This window comes from Streptomyces sp. A2-16 (assembly GCF_018128905.1).
In the GTDB taxonomy this organism is placed as follows: Bacteria; Actinomycetota; Actinomycetes; order Streptomycetales; family Streptomycetaceae; genus Streptomyces.
In genome coordinates this window covers 8780292-8794267 of the sequence record NZ_CP063808.1, presented here as the reverse complement: position 1 = coordinate 8794267, position 13976 = coordinate 8780292, and the positions used below count along the sequence as shown (strand labels likewise).

The 13976-nt window shown below is 73.6% G+C and carries 10 protein-coding genes; 3 read left to right on the top strand and 7 right to left on the bottom strand.

The features are described from left to right. Position 1: 1 nt before the first annotated feature. Positions 2-763, bottom strand: coding sequence for a Crp/Fnr family transcriptional regulator (locus IOD14_RS39440; protein WP_212672807.1), 762 nt, complete (start codon positions 761-763; stop codon positions 2-4). A 100-nt stretch (positions 764-863) separates the two neighbouring features. On the opposite strand from IOD14_RS39440, the gene IOD14_RS39435 reads away from it, so the two are divergent. Next, on the top strand, positions 864-1142 hold the full coding sequence (locus IOD14_RS39435) for a YciI family protein (protein ID WP_212672806.1): 279 nt from the start codon (positions 864-866) through the stop codon (positions 1140-1142). 158 nt (positions 1143-1300) lie between these two features. Here IOD14_RS39435 and IOD14_RS39430 read toward each other — a convergent pair whose 3' ends face one another. Beyond that, positions 1301-1714, bottom strand: coding sequence for an organic hydroperoxide resistance protein (locus IOD14_RS39430; RefSeq protein ID WP_212672805.1), 414 nt, complete (start codon positions 1712-1714; stop codon positions 1301-1303). Positions 1715-1835: 121 nt separating this feature from the next. Here IOD14_RS39430 and IOD14_RS39425 point away from each other — a divergent pair, with 121 nt between their 5' ends. Together IOD14_RS39425 and galE are read left to right on the top strand one after the other, a co-directional pair. Next, complete coding sequence (locus IOD14_RS39425) at positions 1836-2324, top strand: MarR family transcriptional regulator (protein WP_123989675.1); 489 nt, start codon at positions 1836-1838, stop codon at positions 2322-2324. Positions 2325-2511: 187 nt separating this feature from the next. Continuing rightward, positions 2512-3492 (top strand): UDP-glucose 4-epimerase GalE, encoded by a 981-nt coding sequence (gene galE / locus IOD14_RS39420; protein WP_212672804.1) that lies wholly within the window; start codon positions 2512-2514, stop codon positions 3490-3492. Between the two features lie 124 nt (positions 3493-3616). On the opposite strand, the gene IOD14_RS39415 is transcribed toward galE, so the two are convergent. From IOD14_RS39415 to IOD14_RS39395, 5 genes are all read right to left on the bottom strand, one after another. Next, positions 3617-5875, bottom strand: coding sequence for a bifunctional glycosyltransferase family 2 protein/CDP-glycerol:glycerophosphate glycerophosphotransferase (locus IOD14_RS39415; protein WP_212672803.1), 2259 nt, complete (start codon positions 5873-5875; stop codon positions 3617-3619). Between the two features lie 140 nt (positions 5876-6015). After that, positions 6016-6924, bottom strand: a complete 909-nt coding sequence (locus IOD14_RS39410) for a carbohydrate ABC transporter permease (RefSeq protein WP_123989672.1) — start codon at positions 6922-6924, stop codon at positions 6016-6018. Continuing rightward, positions 6921-8264: a sugar ABC transporter permease gene (locus IOD14_RS39405; protein ID WP_123989671.1), complete on the bottom strand. Its 1344-nt coding sequence runs from the start codon at positions 8262-8264 to the stop codon at positions 6921-6923. Before IOD14_RS39405 ends, IOD14_RS39410 begins: the two co-directional genes overlap by 4 nt. Positions 8265-8268: 4 nt before the next feature. Then, a complete protein-coding gene (locus tag IOD14_RS39400) occupies positions 8269-9639 on the bottom strand; it encodes an ABC transporter substrate-binding protein (protein WP_123992674.1) in 1371 nt (456 codons plus the stop codon). A gap of 175 nt (positions 9640-9814) precedes the next feature. Beyond that, positions 9815-13891, bottom strand: coding sequence for an FHA domain-containing protein (locus tag IOD14_RS39395; RefSeq protein WP_212673495.1), 4077 nt, complete (start codon positions 13889-13891; stop codon positions 9815-9817). Positions 13892-13976: the final 85 nt, after the last annotated feature.

Sequence of the window (13976 nt, the reverse complement as noted above, 5' to 3'; positions counted from 1 at the left end):
CTCAGCGCTCCTGCCCCTGCCCCCGCTCCTGCCCCCGCCGCCGCCCCCGCCCCTGTCCGGGCCCGTCGGCGTCCGGTGCCGCCCGCAGGGCGAGGAGTTCCGGGGCGAGTACCCGGATCCGGCCGCCGCCACCGCTGTCGGCGGGGCCGATCAGTCCGTCCCGTCGGAGCCGGGAAAGGGCGCGGTTGACCGTGACGCGGGTGACGCCGAGGAGGTCGGCGAGTTCGCGCTGGCCGCCCGGCAGGGGGACGTGGCCGTCGGTTCCGGCCTGGCTCAGCCCGTCCAGGAGCCAGGCCGCGAGGCGGGCCTCGCAGGGGAGGGTGGCCGTGTCGGTGAACCGTTCCTGCTGGGCGCGGGCCTGGCCGGCGAGGAGCCGGAGGACGTGGGCGCGTACGGCCGCGGAGTCGTCGAGCAGGGCCGTGAAGCGGGCGCGGGGGACGGCCCGTACGGCACATGGGGTGAGCGCGGTGAAGGTCGCCGTGTGGCCGGCTCCGTCGAGCAGGGCGACCTTGTCGAGGGCGCAGGGTCCGGTCCAGGTTCCGAACCGTACGACCCGCCCGGTGGTGGTCGTGGCGGACGCGGACGCGGTGCCGTCGAGCAGGACGAGCAGATGGTCGGCGGGGCTGCCCCGGCCGCGCAGGGTCTCTCCGGGGGCGTAGTGGCGGGGGACCGAGGTGTCCCACAGGCGGCGCAGGTCGGGCTCGGGGAGTGCGGCGAACAGGGGGACGTGCTGCAGCCGCCGCCAGTCGGCTGCCGTGGGCATGGCGACGGCTCCTTTCCACGCTGTATCGGCTGATACAGACCTGTGGGGCGGCCCGAGCCTAGCGTCGGCGCGTCGGTTCGTTGCCTGGAAAGGGGACCTTGTGCTTGTCGTGGAACTCGCCTTCACGCCCGCGCCCGAACGCCTCGCCGCCCGGCCCGCGCACCGTGCGGCGCTCGGCCGACTGCATGCCGAGGGGAAGCTGTTCGCCGCGGGGCCGTGGGCGGACGACCAGGGGGCGATGTTGGTGTTCGCGGTGGAGCGGGCCGAGCTGGAGGAGATCCTGGCGGCGGATCCGTACTACCGGTCCACTCCCGGAGTCGAGGTCCGCGCGGTCCGCGAGTGGGCGCCGGTCGTGGGCGCCGCCTCCGTCAACTCGTGAAAAGACGGGGGTAAGCGGGGGAACTGTCCGTTGCTCCGCCACGGCTGATGCCGTGGGGTCCCGGTCCACCGGGACCGGATCCCACGGCATCAAGCTCGGGTCCCGTGCGCCCCCCGGCACCCCGAATCGACCTTCCGAAAAGGCAGCGCCCGAAGGACCTACTCGATGACCAGCTCGACCTCGATGTTGCCGCGGGTGGCGTTGGAGTAGGGGCAGACCTGGTGGGCCGTCTCGACGAGCTTGCGGCCGGTTGCCGCGTCCACGGAGTCGGGGAGTTCGACGCGGAGGGAGACCTTGAGGCCGAAGCCCTCGCCCTGCTTGCCTATGCCGACCTCGGCGGTGACGGCGGCGTCGCTGACGTCCACCTTGGCCTGGCGGCCGACGAGGCCGAGGGCGCTGCCGAAGCAGGCGGCGTAACCGGCGGCGAACAGCTGCTCCGGGTTGGTGCCCTGCCCGTTGCCGCCCAGCTCCACCGGCGGGGCCAGCGCGACGTCGATCTTGCCGTCGTTCGTGTAGGCGCGGCCGTCGCGGCCGTGGGTGGCGGTGGCGACAGCGGTGTAGAGCGCGTCCATGAAAGACCATCCCTCTCGAAGTCTGTTCCGGCGGCTCTTCCGCGGCCGCCTCACGGTCGTAAGTAGAGCACACAATTCAATTGCGCACAACTAAATGGCTCGCAAGGGCTATCCTGGACGCATGGACAAGTCCCCGACCGCCACTCCGGCCGCCATCGACTGGCTCCGTCTGGACCAGCAGATCTGCTTCTCCCTGAACGCGGCCTCCCGTGCCTTCGGCAGCGTCTACCGCGTGATCCTCAAGGACCTGGGGATCACCTACCCGCAGTACCTGGTGATGCTGGTGCTGTGGGAGCACGGCGACCTGCCCGTCAAGAAGCTCGGCGAGCACCTGCGGCTCGACTCGGGCACCCTGTCCCCGCTCCTCAAGCGCCTGGAGGCGGCCGGCCTGGTCCGGCGCGAGCGCAGTGCCCGTGACGAGCGCTCGGTGGAGGTGCGGCTCACCGAGGAGGGCGTCGCCCTGCGCGAGCGCGCGGTGCAGGTGCCGCGCCGGATCGTCTCGGCGACCAGCTTCGACGTGGACGAGATCCGCGACCTGCGGGCCCGCCTGGACCAGCTCACCTCGGCCCTGGACGCGGCGGTGCACGCCGAGCTGCCCGACGAGAACTGACGGGGCGGCCACTCACCGAGAATCAGTGCCGGCACCGCAGGTGTCCCCGCGGTGGCGCCCATCGGCCGGTTCCGGCGCGGAGTGTCCTGGTTGCGGTGGTGCCCGGCCCGATCCAGGAGTCCCCTTCCCTCCAGGGAGGGGAGAATGATGCGCGGACACGGGTCAACCGAAGAGGGGACGGCCGTACATGACCTGGCTGATCACCGGCGGCGCCGGCTACATCGGGGCGCATGTCGTGAGGGCGATGACCGGGGCGGGCGAGCAGGCGGTCGTGTACGACGACCTGTCCACCGGCGTCGCCGAGCGCGTGCCGGCCGACGTGCCGCTGGTGGTGGGTTCCACGCTGGACGCCGAGCGGGTCGCGCACACCCTCGCGGACCACGAGGTCACCGGGGTGGTCCACCTCGCGGCGAAGAAGCAGGTCGGCGAGTCGGTCGACCTGCCGCTGCACTACTACCGGGAGAACGTCGAGGGTCTGCGCGTCCTTCTGGAGGCGGTGACGACGGCCCGGGTCCCCTCCTTCGTCTTCTCCTCCTCCGCGGCGGTGTACGGCATGCCGGACGTCCCGCTGGTGACGGAGCGGACCCCGTGCGCGCCGATGTCCCCGTACGGCGAGACCAAGCTGGCCGGCGAGTGGTTGGTCCGCGCCACGGGCCGCGCGACCGGCCTCGCCACGGCCTGTCTGCGCTACTTCAACGTGGCGGGCGCGGGAAGCCCCGAGCTGGCCGACACAGGCGTCTTCAACATCGTCCCCATGGTCTTCGAGAAGCTCACGCAGGACGCGGCCCCGCGCATCTTCGGCGACGACTACGACACCCCCGACGGCACCTGCGTCCGTGACTACATCCACGTCGCCGACCTGGCCGAGGCCCACGTGGCCGCCGCCCGCACCCTGCAGACCTCCCCCGGACGCGACCTCACCGTCAACATCGGCCGCGGCGAGGGCGTCTCCGTCCGCGAGATGATCGACCACATCAACGCGGTCACCGGCTACGACCGCCCCCCGACCGTCGCCCCCCGCCGCCCCGGCGACCCGGCCCGAGTCGTCGCCTCCGCCGACCTGGCGGCCACCGAACTCGGCTGGAAGGCCAAGCACGACGTCCAGGACATGATCACGTCGGCGTGGGAGGGATGGGTGCGGCTGCATCCGGAGGCGGCCCGGGGATAGCGGCGGGCGACGGCGGGCCGCCCGGGCCACGCGACGTCCGGCGCCCCGGCCGCCCCACCGGGCGCCAGGTGGACGGGCGGGTCGGGGTGGGCCGGGACGTGCTGCGCGGCATGCTTCGCCCCTCCTAGAGGGTCTCGGTGACGGGCGTGTCCGTCGCGGGGCGCGGCACGGAGGTCAGCGGAGGACGCTCGAGCGCGGCCGCCGCCGACGGCACCGGATGCCGGTCGGCCGGCGGGATCACCGGCGGCAGCTCGGTCTCGCCCAGGATGACATGGCGTACGACCCGTTCGGCGGCGCGGCCGTCGTCGTACGGGCAGAAGCGCTCGCGGAACGCCGAGCGCAGCTGGGTGGAGCGGGAGCCGCGCCAGTGGCCGGTGGCGAAGATGTCGGTCAGCTCGTCCTCGCTGCGCGCGATCGCCCCCGGCGCGAAGGACCGCAGGTCGAAGTAGGTGCCGCGGGCCGCCTCGTACGCCTCCCGGTCGTCGCTGTGGATCACGATCGGGCGGTCCAGGTTGGCGTAGTCGAACATCAGGGACGAGTAGTCGGTGACCAGCGCGTCCGAGGCCAGGCACAGGGACTCGACGCTCGGGTGGCCGGTGACGTCGATGACCCGGCCGCTCGCGGGGGAGACGAGCGGGCCGCCGTGGCGGTGGTGGGCGCGGGCCAGCACGACGAAGCGGGGGCCCAGGCGGCGCACGAGGCGGTCCAGGTCGAGTGTGGTGTGCTGGGTGCGCCGGTAGTCGCGGTACGTGGGCGCGTACAGGATCGCGACCGAGCCCTCGGGGATGCCGAGCAGTTCGCGCAGCCGCCGTACGTCCTCCGAAGTCGCCCGCTGGAACACGTCGTTGCGCGGCTGGCCGTAGGGGAGCGTGGTGTAGCCGCCGGGGTAGACCCGCTCCCAGGTCAGGGTGGTGTGGCGGTTGGGCGACAGCAAGTAGTCCCAGCGGTCGACGTCGCGCAGCATCGCGTCGAAGTCCAGGTCCCGTGCCGCGGCCGGGCGTTCCTGGAGGTCAAGGCCCATGTGCTTGAGGGGCGTGCCGTGTTGGGTCTGGACGAGGATCTGGCCGGGGCGCTTGACCAGGCGGCGGTCGAAGCCGTCGTTGGCGACGAGGTACTTGGAGCGGGCGAGCGCCGTCCAGTAGGCGGCCGTGCCGGGGCGCAGCCTCGCGGTCGCGGTCGGGATCGTGTGGTGGTGCTCCGGGCGGGCGATCCAGGCGGTGCGGATGTGCGGGGCGAAGGTGCGGAACGCCTCCTCCAGCGCACCTGGGTTGCAGCCGTGGCCGCGGCCCCCGTGGGCGGCGAAGACGGCACGGTCCGCGCGCAGGGGAAGACGGAGCTGGACGCGGTAGTGGAGCCGCAGGGCGGTCGCGTGCAGGGCCTTCGCGAGGCGGACGAGCGGGCGGGCCGTTCCTCGGCCGAGTCCCTGGGCCAGTTCCGCGAGCCGCTGGGTGCGGTACAGACCCAGGCGGATCACGGTGTGGCGCAGCCGGGAGCGCGCCGGGACGGAGTGGCCCGGGGTGCGGTGGGCGCGGCAGTGGTCGCGGGCCCGCTTCAGGAACTCGGCGCGGCTGCCGCGCGGAAGGAGGGCGCGGTCGGTGAACACCGCCGACAGGTGGTCCACCATCAGGCGGAACAACAGCGGCCGCCACTGGGCGAGTTCGGGGTGCGCGTCGGTGTGCGCGAAGACCCTGTCGTACTGGTCGAAGAGGTCGAAGTGGCCGGCCGTGGCGGCGGTTTCGGTGTGCCGGCGCCGCCGGTGGTGGACGCAGACCCGGTCCAGGGTGGCGATCGACTCGGCGGTCGTCAGGACCGGGTAGGTCCAGGGCAGGTCCGGGTGCTGGCCGGGCGGGAAGGCGAAGCCCCCGCGCTCGACGAACTCCCTGCGGTACGCCTTGTTCCAGGCCACCGGCGGCACCCGCAGCAGCCCCGGGCGGTCCTCCAGGCGGAACGGCGCCGGGCCCTGCTCGGTGAGCTGCCCCGCGAAGGCGTCGCGGACGGTCTCTCCCGACCAGTGGGCGAGCTCGTGGTCGTGGACCAGGACGTCCGGCTCGCCGGTCTCCTTCAGCCGGTCCGCGATCGCTCGCAGCGCGTGCGGGGCGAGGGTGTCGTCGCCGTCGAGGAACAGCAGGTAGTCGCCCGTCGCCACGGCCGTCCCGGCGTTGCGGGCGGGGCCGAGGCCCGTGTTCCGCGCCAGGTGGACCGCCCGGACCCGTGGATCGCGGGCCGCGAACTCGTCGACGATCTCGCCGCACGCGTCCGGCGAGCGGTCGTCGACCGCGATCAGCTCGAGATCCTCGTACGACTGCGACAGCACCGATTCCAGGCAACCGGGCAGATACGCCTGCACCTTGTACGCGGGGACGATGACACTGAACCTGGGCACGGCACATCCATGGGTCGGCACGGGAGTTCTGCCCGGGAACGCCCCATGAAGGCGCTTGGTTACGGCCCGTACGGCATTCGGGCGAACGCGAAGGGGCGGGCCGGTGTCGGCCCGCCCCCTCAAGTCGGCTTCCGTACGGGCTACTTGACCGCGCCCGCCATCACACCGGAGACGAACTGCCGCTGGAACGCGAAGAACACGATCAGCGGAATCACCATGGAGATGAACGCGCCTGGTGCCAGCACGTCGACGTTGTCGGCGAAGGCACGCATCTGGGTCTGCAGGGCGACCGTGATGGGCTGGCTGTCGGCGTCCGTGAACACCAGGGCGATCAGCATGTCGTTCCACACCCACAGGAACTGGAAGATGCCCAGGCTCGCGATCGCGGGCGCGCCCAGCGGCAGCACCACCCTTGCGAACAGGCGCAGTTCACCCGCACCGTCGAGCCGGGCCGCCTCCAGGAGTTCGCGCGGGATCTCGGCGAAGAAGTTCCGCAGCAGGAACACCGCGAACGGCAGGCCGAAGCCGGTGTGGAAGAGGACCACGCCGAAGATGTTGCCGAACAGGCCGAGCTTGCCGAAGAGTTCGGCGATCGGGATCAGCGCCACCTGCACCGGCACCACCAGCAGACCGACCACGCCCATGAACCACCAGTCGCGGCCCGGGAAGTCCATCCACGCGAACGCGTAACCCGCGAGCGCGCCGATGACGATCACCAGGATCGTCGCCGGGACCGTGATCAGGATGGTGTTGACGATGGAGCCGGTGATGTCGCTGTTGTGCAGGAGCTTGTCGTAGCTGTCGAGGGTGAGCTGGGACGGCTTGGTGAAGACCGTCCACCAGCCGCTCGCGGTCATGTCCTCGGGGCTGCGCAGCGAGGAGATCAGCAGGCCGATCGTCGGAACCAGCCAGAACAGGCCGACGAGCACGAGGAGCACACTGATCACGCCCCCGCTGACCCGCTCCACCAGCCGTGAGCCGAGGGACTGCTTCACCTTCGTGTCCCCGGCCGACGCCGTCTCGGGAAGCCTTTCGGCCTGGGTCGTCATCGCCGTACCTCCCGCCTGAGCCGCCGGATGTTGAACCACATCACCGGGATGACGAGCAGCAGCAGGAACACCGAGATGGCGCTCGCGATGCCCGGCTGGTCCTCGGAGAAGCCCTTGCGGTACAGCTCCAGCGCGAGGACGTTCGCGTCGTCCTGCGAGGAGCCGGGGGCGATGATGTAGACGAGGTCGAAGATCTTCAGGACGTTGATCATGAGGGTGACGGTGACGACCGCGAGGACGGGTGCGAGGAGCGGGACCGTGACCCTGCGGAACACCTGCCACTCGCTCGCGCCGTCCACCCGGGCCGCCTCCAGGAGTTCGCGGGGGATGCCCGCGAGCCCGGCCGCGATCAGCACCATCGCGAAACCGGCCCACATCCAGATGTACGACCCGATGATCGACGGCGTCACCAGCGACGGGCCGAGCCAGTCCAGGCCGTTGTAGGCCTCCTTGAAGTTGCTCGCCGGAAGCCGTAGTTGAGCCCCGTCGGCCTTCTCCGAGAAGGAGAACGTGCCGTCGTCGCCCGCCTTCGCCGTCTCGACGACCTTGCCGTCCTTGACCGCCTCGATCTTCATGCCGGGGTAGCCGAGTTCGCTCGGGTCGACCCCGCCGAGCTTGCCGACCCCCTTGCCGCGGGTGAAGTCCTGCCAGGTGGTGCCGGTGATCCGGCCCGGGTCCGCCTGGGGCGCCACGGCCTTCTTGGCGTCGCCAGGCATCTGCTCCGGGGCGACACCCACGAGCGGCAGCGTGACCGTGCCGCCGGTTTGGACCGTGGCCTTGGTGATGAAGCCGCCGCCCTGGGCCACCAGCGGCGAGTCCCGGCCCGGGTGGGCCTTCGGGAACGACGAGGACTGCACGAACGTGTCGTGCACGCCCACCCACACCGCGTTCGCGAACCCCTTGTCCGGGTCCTGGTCGTAGACGAGGCGGAAGATGATGCCCGCCGCCAGCATCGAGATCGCCATCGGCATGAAGACGACCAGCTTGAACGCCGTGCCCCAGCGGATCCGCTCGGTCAGCACCGCGAAGATCAGACCGAGAGCGGTGGCGATCGTCGGCGCGAACACCACCCAGATGACGTTGTTCTTCAGGGCCGTGCGGATGCCGTCGTCGGTGAACAGGGCCTTGTAGTTGTCGATCCCGGCGAAGCCGTCGCCCGACTGGTTGTAGAAGCTGCGGACGATCGAGTACCCGATCGGGTAGACCACGAGTGCGCCCAGCAGCACGAGGGCGGGCAGCAGGAACAGCGCTGCCACGGTCCTGCGCGTGCCGGTCACGCTCTTGCGCGACTTGGGGGAGGCAGGGGTCGGTGGGACCCCTGCCTCGGTGGCCGACGTCATCGCGTCAGTTCCCGTAGGCGGCCGCCGCGTCGGCCTCCAGCTTCGCCTGGGTGCCCGCGACGTTCTTCGGGTTGGCCAGGAAGTCCTGGAGCGCCTTCCACTCGCCCTTGCCGGGCGTGCCGCCGAAGGCCTGCGGGGCCTGGTCGGACATGTCGAAGCGGAAGTCGTCACCCGACTCGATCAGGGCCTTGGCGATCTTCTGCTGCACCGGGTTCGGATACGCCGAGATGTCGACGCTCTTGTTCGGCGAGAGGTAGCCGCCCAGCTTGGCCTGGATCGTCGCCGCTTCCGGGGAGGCCAGGAAGGTGGCCAGTGCCTGCGCCGCCTTGGAGTCCTTCAGGATCACCGCCGCGTCGCCGCCGGAGACCACGGGGGCGGTGTCACCGACCTTCGGGAAGGGGAACACCTTCGCGTCGGTGCCCACCTCCGCCTTGGCCGTCTGGATGTTGACCTGCGCGAAGTCGCCCTCGTAGACCATCGCCGCCTTGGGCTGGTCACCACCGGTGAAGGTCTGGGTCACCGAGGCCGGGAAGTCCGTCTGGAGCGCGCCGGTCGCGACGTAGTCCTTCTTGCCCCAGACCTGGGCCAGCGTGGTCAGGGCGTCCTTCACGGACGGGTCCGTCCACTTGATCTCGTGCTTGGCCAGCTGGTCGTACTTCTCCGGGCCGGCCTGGGACAGGTAGACGTTCTCGAACCAGTCGGTCAGGGTCCAGCCCTCGGCGCCGCCCACGGAGAACGGGGTCACGCCCGAGTCGTAGACCGTCTGCGCGGTGGTCAGCAACTCGTCCCAGGTCTTCGGCTCGGTCGCGCCCGCGTTCTCGAAGACCTTGGCGTTGTACCAGATCAGGGACTTGTTGGCGGCCTTGTAGTAGACGCCGTACTGGGTGCCGTTGACCTTGCCGATGTCCTGCCAGCCCTGCGAGTAGTTCTTGGCGAGTTCCGCCTTGGCCTCCGCGCCCAGCGGCTTCGCCCACTTCTTGTCCACGGCCTGCTTGATCGCGCCGGGCTGCGGGAGCATCGCAACGTCCGGCGGCTGACCGCCCGCGACCTTCGAGCCGAGGAAGTTGACGATCGGGTCCTGCGCGGGCACGAAGGTCACCTTGGCGCCGGTGCGCTTCTCGAACTCCGCGAGGACCTTCTTGAAGTTGGCCTGCTCCTCGCCGCTCCAGACGGCGGCCACCTGGAGGCTCTGTCCGTTCAGCTTGGGGAGGGTGACGCCGGTGCCGGTCTCCTTGCCGCCGGTCGCGCCCGTGTCACTGCTCTTGTCGTCGTCTCCGCCGCATGCGGAGAGCGAGAGGGCGAGGGCTGCCGCGAGGGCGGCCGCCGCGGTCCTCGCTGCCCTGGGCTTGCGGTTTGTGCTGCTCGTGCTGCGCATCACGTCCCCGTTCCTCGTTCCTCGTCGAACGTTGAGGGTGTCCCGTGCGAACTGGTCTACGCCGGGAGAACGGGGTCGGCAAGGGCGCGTCGGCTGTCAAGCGGGAGATCGTTGCGGCCTCGTGACCAGTACGGGCGCGTCCGGGCACACGACAAAGAGGGGCAGCCTGATTGGGCTAAAGCAGTGACGGCACCTCTGCTGCTGCGACTTCCCTCGCTGCCCGTTCCAATGCGCTGGCGAGCAGAGCAAGATCTGTCGGGCCGTTCCCCAGCTCGCGGACCGGGCGGCGGGTCGGGGGGTCGCCCATGCGCTCCCACTCCAGGGGAACGACCGTCGGGCGCAGGGTCGCCGTACGGGGGATACGGCCCGTGACGCGGCCCGCCTGGAAGGCCGTCACCCGGCCGTCGGACCAGGTCAGCCGGCCGCGGCCGGGCGCCGGTTCGTCCGGGCCGGTGGCCTGGGCGTCCAGGGTGACGCGGAGGGTGGCCCGGCGGGCCGCCTCCCATTCCGCCGTACGGCCGCCCGGGCCGGTCGCGGCCACCAGGTGGACGCCCAGGCGCTCGCCCTCGCGGGACACCGCCTCCAGCGCGCGTATGACCGAGCCGGCGGCCGGCCGGCCGGGGGAGCCGAGCGGCGGGGAGACCAGGGCGTCGAGGTCGTCCACGATCACGACGAGCCGGGGGAGCGGGGGTGCCGTCTCCGTCCTGCGGCGGGCCGCCCCGGGGCGCAGGCGGATCGTGGAGCTGGGCGGTGAGTCGAGGTCGGCGGCGGCTGGGTCGCCGCCGGCGCCCGCGGTGCCGGCGCCCGCGGTGCCGGCCGTGCCCCGGGGGGACGCCGTGCGCTGGGCGACCATACGGCCGGACAGCTCCCGTCCGGTGTGCCACTCCGCGAAGTCGGAGCGGCCCAGCAGCTCCGCGCGCCGCTTCAGCTCGGCGCTCAGGGACTGGGCGAACTCCCGCATCCGGACCGGGTCGTTGGCGGTGAGATGGGTGGTCACATGCGGTACGTCCGTGCACACGTGCAGACCCTCGCCGTGGCCGCCCGCTCCGGAGGGGGCACCCCCGGCACCCCCGGCGCCGACGCTGTCCCGGCCGTCCATCAGGACGACGCTGAGGCGGTCGGGGCGCTCGGCCGCGGCCAGCGAGGCGACGACCGCCCGCAGCAGTTCCGTACGGCCGCTGCCCGCGGGGCCCTCGATCAGCAGGTGCGGGCCCTCGGCCACGAGGTCGGCGCAGACCGGGCCGCGCGGTCCGGCCCCCAGCACGGCCCACGCCCGGCCGCCGAGCGACTCCGGGTCGTCGGCCGCGTCCGCCCAGCGGGTCATCAGCGACGGTGGGGTGGCCCGGGCCAGACCCAGCTCGTCCAGCAGCCGTGCCGACTGGGGCAACGGCGAGGACACGCGCGCGTGGCCCGCGCCGGCGGTCCCGTCCGTCCGCAGGGGGGCCAGCGCCCGGGCGAACCGCTCGGCCCAGGCGGCGGAGACGGCGTCCACGGCGGCGACCGTGCCGTGGCCGACCGGGGCCGGGACGGGGGCGGCGGTGAGGTGGAGGGTGTCGGTGTCGCCGCGCGTGCCCGCGCCGGTGGTGCGGGCCCCTGCGCCGCTGCGGGGCGCCTCCGCGTGGCGTGCGCCGACCGGGGACGGGGCGGTGCCGGGGCGGGAGGCGTCGGAGTCGGGGCGGCCGGGCTCCGTGCGGTCGCGGGAGGTGCCGGTGCCGTCGGGCACGGGGCGATGGGCGGCGGCACCGGTGTCGTCGGGACCGGGGCCCGTCTCCGCGGGGACCCCCGCCCGGGCCACCCGCATCAGCCGCAGTGCCGTCGCCACGTCGCCGCTGAGCAGGCCGACCGCGCCGCATTCGCGGAACGTCGGGGCCGCCGCGCACGCCGCTTCGTAGGTCTCGGTCACCGGAGAGGCGGGCGAGGCCGGGGCCGTCTCGGCCAGGCACACGATGTGGATGCCGGCCCGGGGGCCCTCCGCCGCCAGCCGCGCCACCGCCTTGCGCAGATCCGCGCCGCCGGGATCGCCGTCGACGACGACCACGGTGTAGGGGCCCGGGAAGCCGCCGCCCGTCTCGTCCTCCGCGTCGTCCCGGGCCCAGGAGGGCCGTCGGGCGGTGGTGCGGGGGCGGTCCTGGGAGGCGCCGGAACGGGCGGCCGGGATCGGCCCGCGGGCCGGGGCGAGCGTCGCGTCGGCCAGGTGGTCGTCCAGGCGCCGCAGGAGCTCGTCGGTACGGGCCGCCGCCTGTTCGCGGTCGTGGGCGAGGAGCAGCCGGCAGTCCTGGCCGTGCCCGGGGCGGACATGGGGGAGCCAGCCGAGCCAGGACCACTCGGCGGTGCGCTCCTGCGCGGACCGGGAGCGGTCCGTGCTGATCAGGACGATCTCCAGGGTCTCGGGCGCGTGCAGGGCGGCGAGCTGGGCCACCACCGCGCGGGCCAGCCCGGCGAGCCGCGCGCGCGGACCGGCCAGGCCCAGTGCGCCGGCCTCGCGCAGATCCGCGGTGACCGGAACGGCCGGCAGCAGCCCCGAGCCGTCGGGGGCCGCCCGGTCGGCGGTGCCGAGCCGCACGGTGAGGGCCTCCGGATGCCCGGGCCCGCGCTCCCACAGACGCGCGCCGGGACCCAGAGCCGTCAGCAGCAGGGCCGCCGGATCGGGCCAGACCTCGGGCACCTGGGCCGCGGTGGCCGACGGCACCGGGGCGACGGGCGCGGCCGCATCGTCGTACGCCTCGTCCCGCTCGGGCATCTCCTGCTCGCCCCGCCCGCCGGCCAGTCGCCGGGCCCACGCGGACAGCCCGCCGCGCCGCCGCACGCCCTGCGGTACGTCGGTGCCGCGCAGGGGGGTGCCCTTGCGGCGGTCGGTGGCGGGGGCGTCCGGGGCGTCGGCCGCAGGGGCGTAGGGGCCGTCGGGGACGGCGGTCGCGGAGGGCGGGGCCTGGTCGGCCGGTGGGGGCGGGGGGACGGCGGTCGTGCGGGTCACTTCGAAGGAGCCCGGTCCGGACCGGCCGCCGTGGGTGTCCCCGCCGGGAACGCCGCCGGTGTCGGCCCGGCGCTCGATCCGGGGTGCGCCGCCCTGACCCGGTACGACCAACGACGGCTCGGTGGGGCCGTGGCCCTGCGCCCCGGTGGTCTCGGGGCCGCCGCCCGACGCGCCCCAGCTCGCGGAGCCGTAGGCGTGATGGGTCCGGTCGGCGGGTGCACCGGGCGAGGCGTCGCCTGTGTCACGGCCGCCCCGCGCGCGTGCCGAGCCCTCGGCCGACCCCGTGTCCGAGGCGCCGGCCGACACCCTGCCCCGCGCTCGGGGCGAACGCTCGGCCTGTGCGGGGACCGGGGCGGACGCGCCGCCCGCAGCCTGACCGGCGCCGGGGCGGAACCCCGCCGTGCCGGATCCGGCGGCACGCTCCGAACCCCCGCGCGCCCCGATCACGCCCGTGCCATGACCGGCACTGCCCGACCCGCTCGCCGTTGCCGGGGCGGGTGCCCGGCCTCCGCTCTGCGTCTGCCCGCCGCGGCCGGTCCGCGCGGCGTCCGCGCCTCCGGGGCCCCGCTCGTCGCCCTGCGCGGGGCCGTCCCCGCCGGGGGTCACGCGCACATGGCCCTCGCCGTCCGGTTCCGTCCCGAGCCGTCGCCCTCCGCTCGGCGACAGCCGGAGCACCGACTCACCGATCCTCAGGAGCGCTCCCGGGGGGAAGCGGACCGGGCGCGTGCCCACGCGGGCGCCGTCCAGCGTCGTGCCGTTCGTGGAGTCCAGGTCGGCCACCGAGACGCGGCCGTCGGCGCCGACCGTGACCGCGCAGTGCAGGCGGGAGACGTCGGGGTCGTCCAGGGGGACGTCCGCGTCGGCGGAGCGGCCGATGTGGATCTGGCCGCCGTGCAGCAGATGGACGCCGCCCGCGTCGGGCCCCGCGACCACATGGAGCTGGGTGGGGGCCTCGTCGAGCTCGGGGTGGGGCTCGGGGGCCGCCGGGGCGCCCACGGACAGCACGGCGCCGTCGATCAGCGGCGGCTCGCCCAGGGTGGCGCGCTGGGCGTCGAGCCGCTCCCCGTCCGCGTACAGCACGACCGGGCCGCCCCCGCGCTCGGCCTCGCCCGCGCGGGAGGTGCTCCCGTCGGTGGGGACCACGGAGGCGAGGGCGGTCGCCACCGCGGCCAGCGCGGTGCCGACGGGAGCCGTGACCAGCACGTCGCAGCTCGCGGCGCGGCCCCGGGCCCGGTCGGGCGGGCCCAGCGGGTCTACGACGGTCAGCCGGATCTGCATCGCCGTCAGCGGTCCCTTCTGCGCGGACGAGTTCGCGGACAAGCACGCGCCCAAGTTCGTCGGCCTTGACGGTAGGCATCCTCGC

Excerpts from the sequence above, each read along its gene's own strand:
- IOD14_RS39440 (WP_212672807.1), bottom strand. The coding sequence starts at position 763 with ATGCCCACGGCAGCCGACTGGCGGCGGCTGCAGCACGTCCCCCTGTTC.
- IOD14_RS39430 (WP_212672805.1), bottom strand. The coding sequence starts at position 1,714 with ATGGACGCGCTCTACACCGCTGTCGCCACCGCCACCCACGGCCGCGAC.
- IOD14_RS39425 (WP_123989675.1), top strand. The coding sequence starts at position 1,836 with ATGGACAAGTCCCCGACCGCCACTCCGGCCGCCATCGACTGGCTCCGT.
- galE (WP_212672804.1), top strand. The coding sequence starts at position 2,512 with ATGACCTGGCTGATCACCGGCGGCGCCGGCTACATCGGGGCGCATGTC.
- IOD14_RS39410 (WP_123989672.1), bottom strand. The coding sequence starts at position 6,924 with ATGACGACCCAGGCCGAAAGGCTTCCCGAGACGGCGTCGGCCGGGGAC.
- IOD14_RS39405 (WP_123989671.1), bottom strand. The coding sequence starts at position 8,264 with ATGACGTCGGCCACCGAGGCAGGGGTCCCACCGACCCCTGCCTCCCCC.
- IOD14_RS39400 (WP_123992674.1), bottom strand. The coding sequence starts at position 9,639 with ATGCGCAGCACGAGCAGCACAAACCGCAAGCCCAGGGCAGCGAGGACC.
- IOD14_RS39395 (WP_212673495.1), bottom strand. The coding sequence starts at position 13,891 with ATGCAGATCCGGCTGACCGTCGTAGACCCGCTGGGCCCGCCCGACCGG.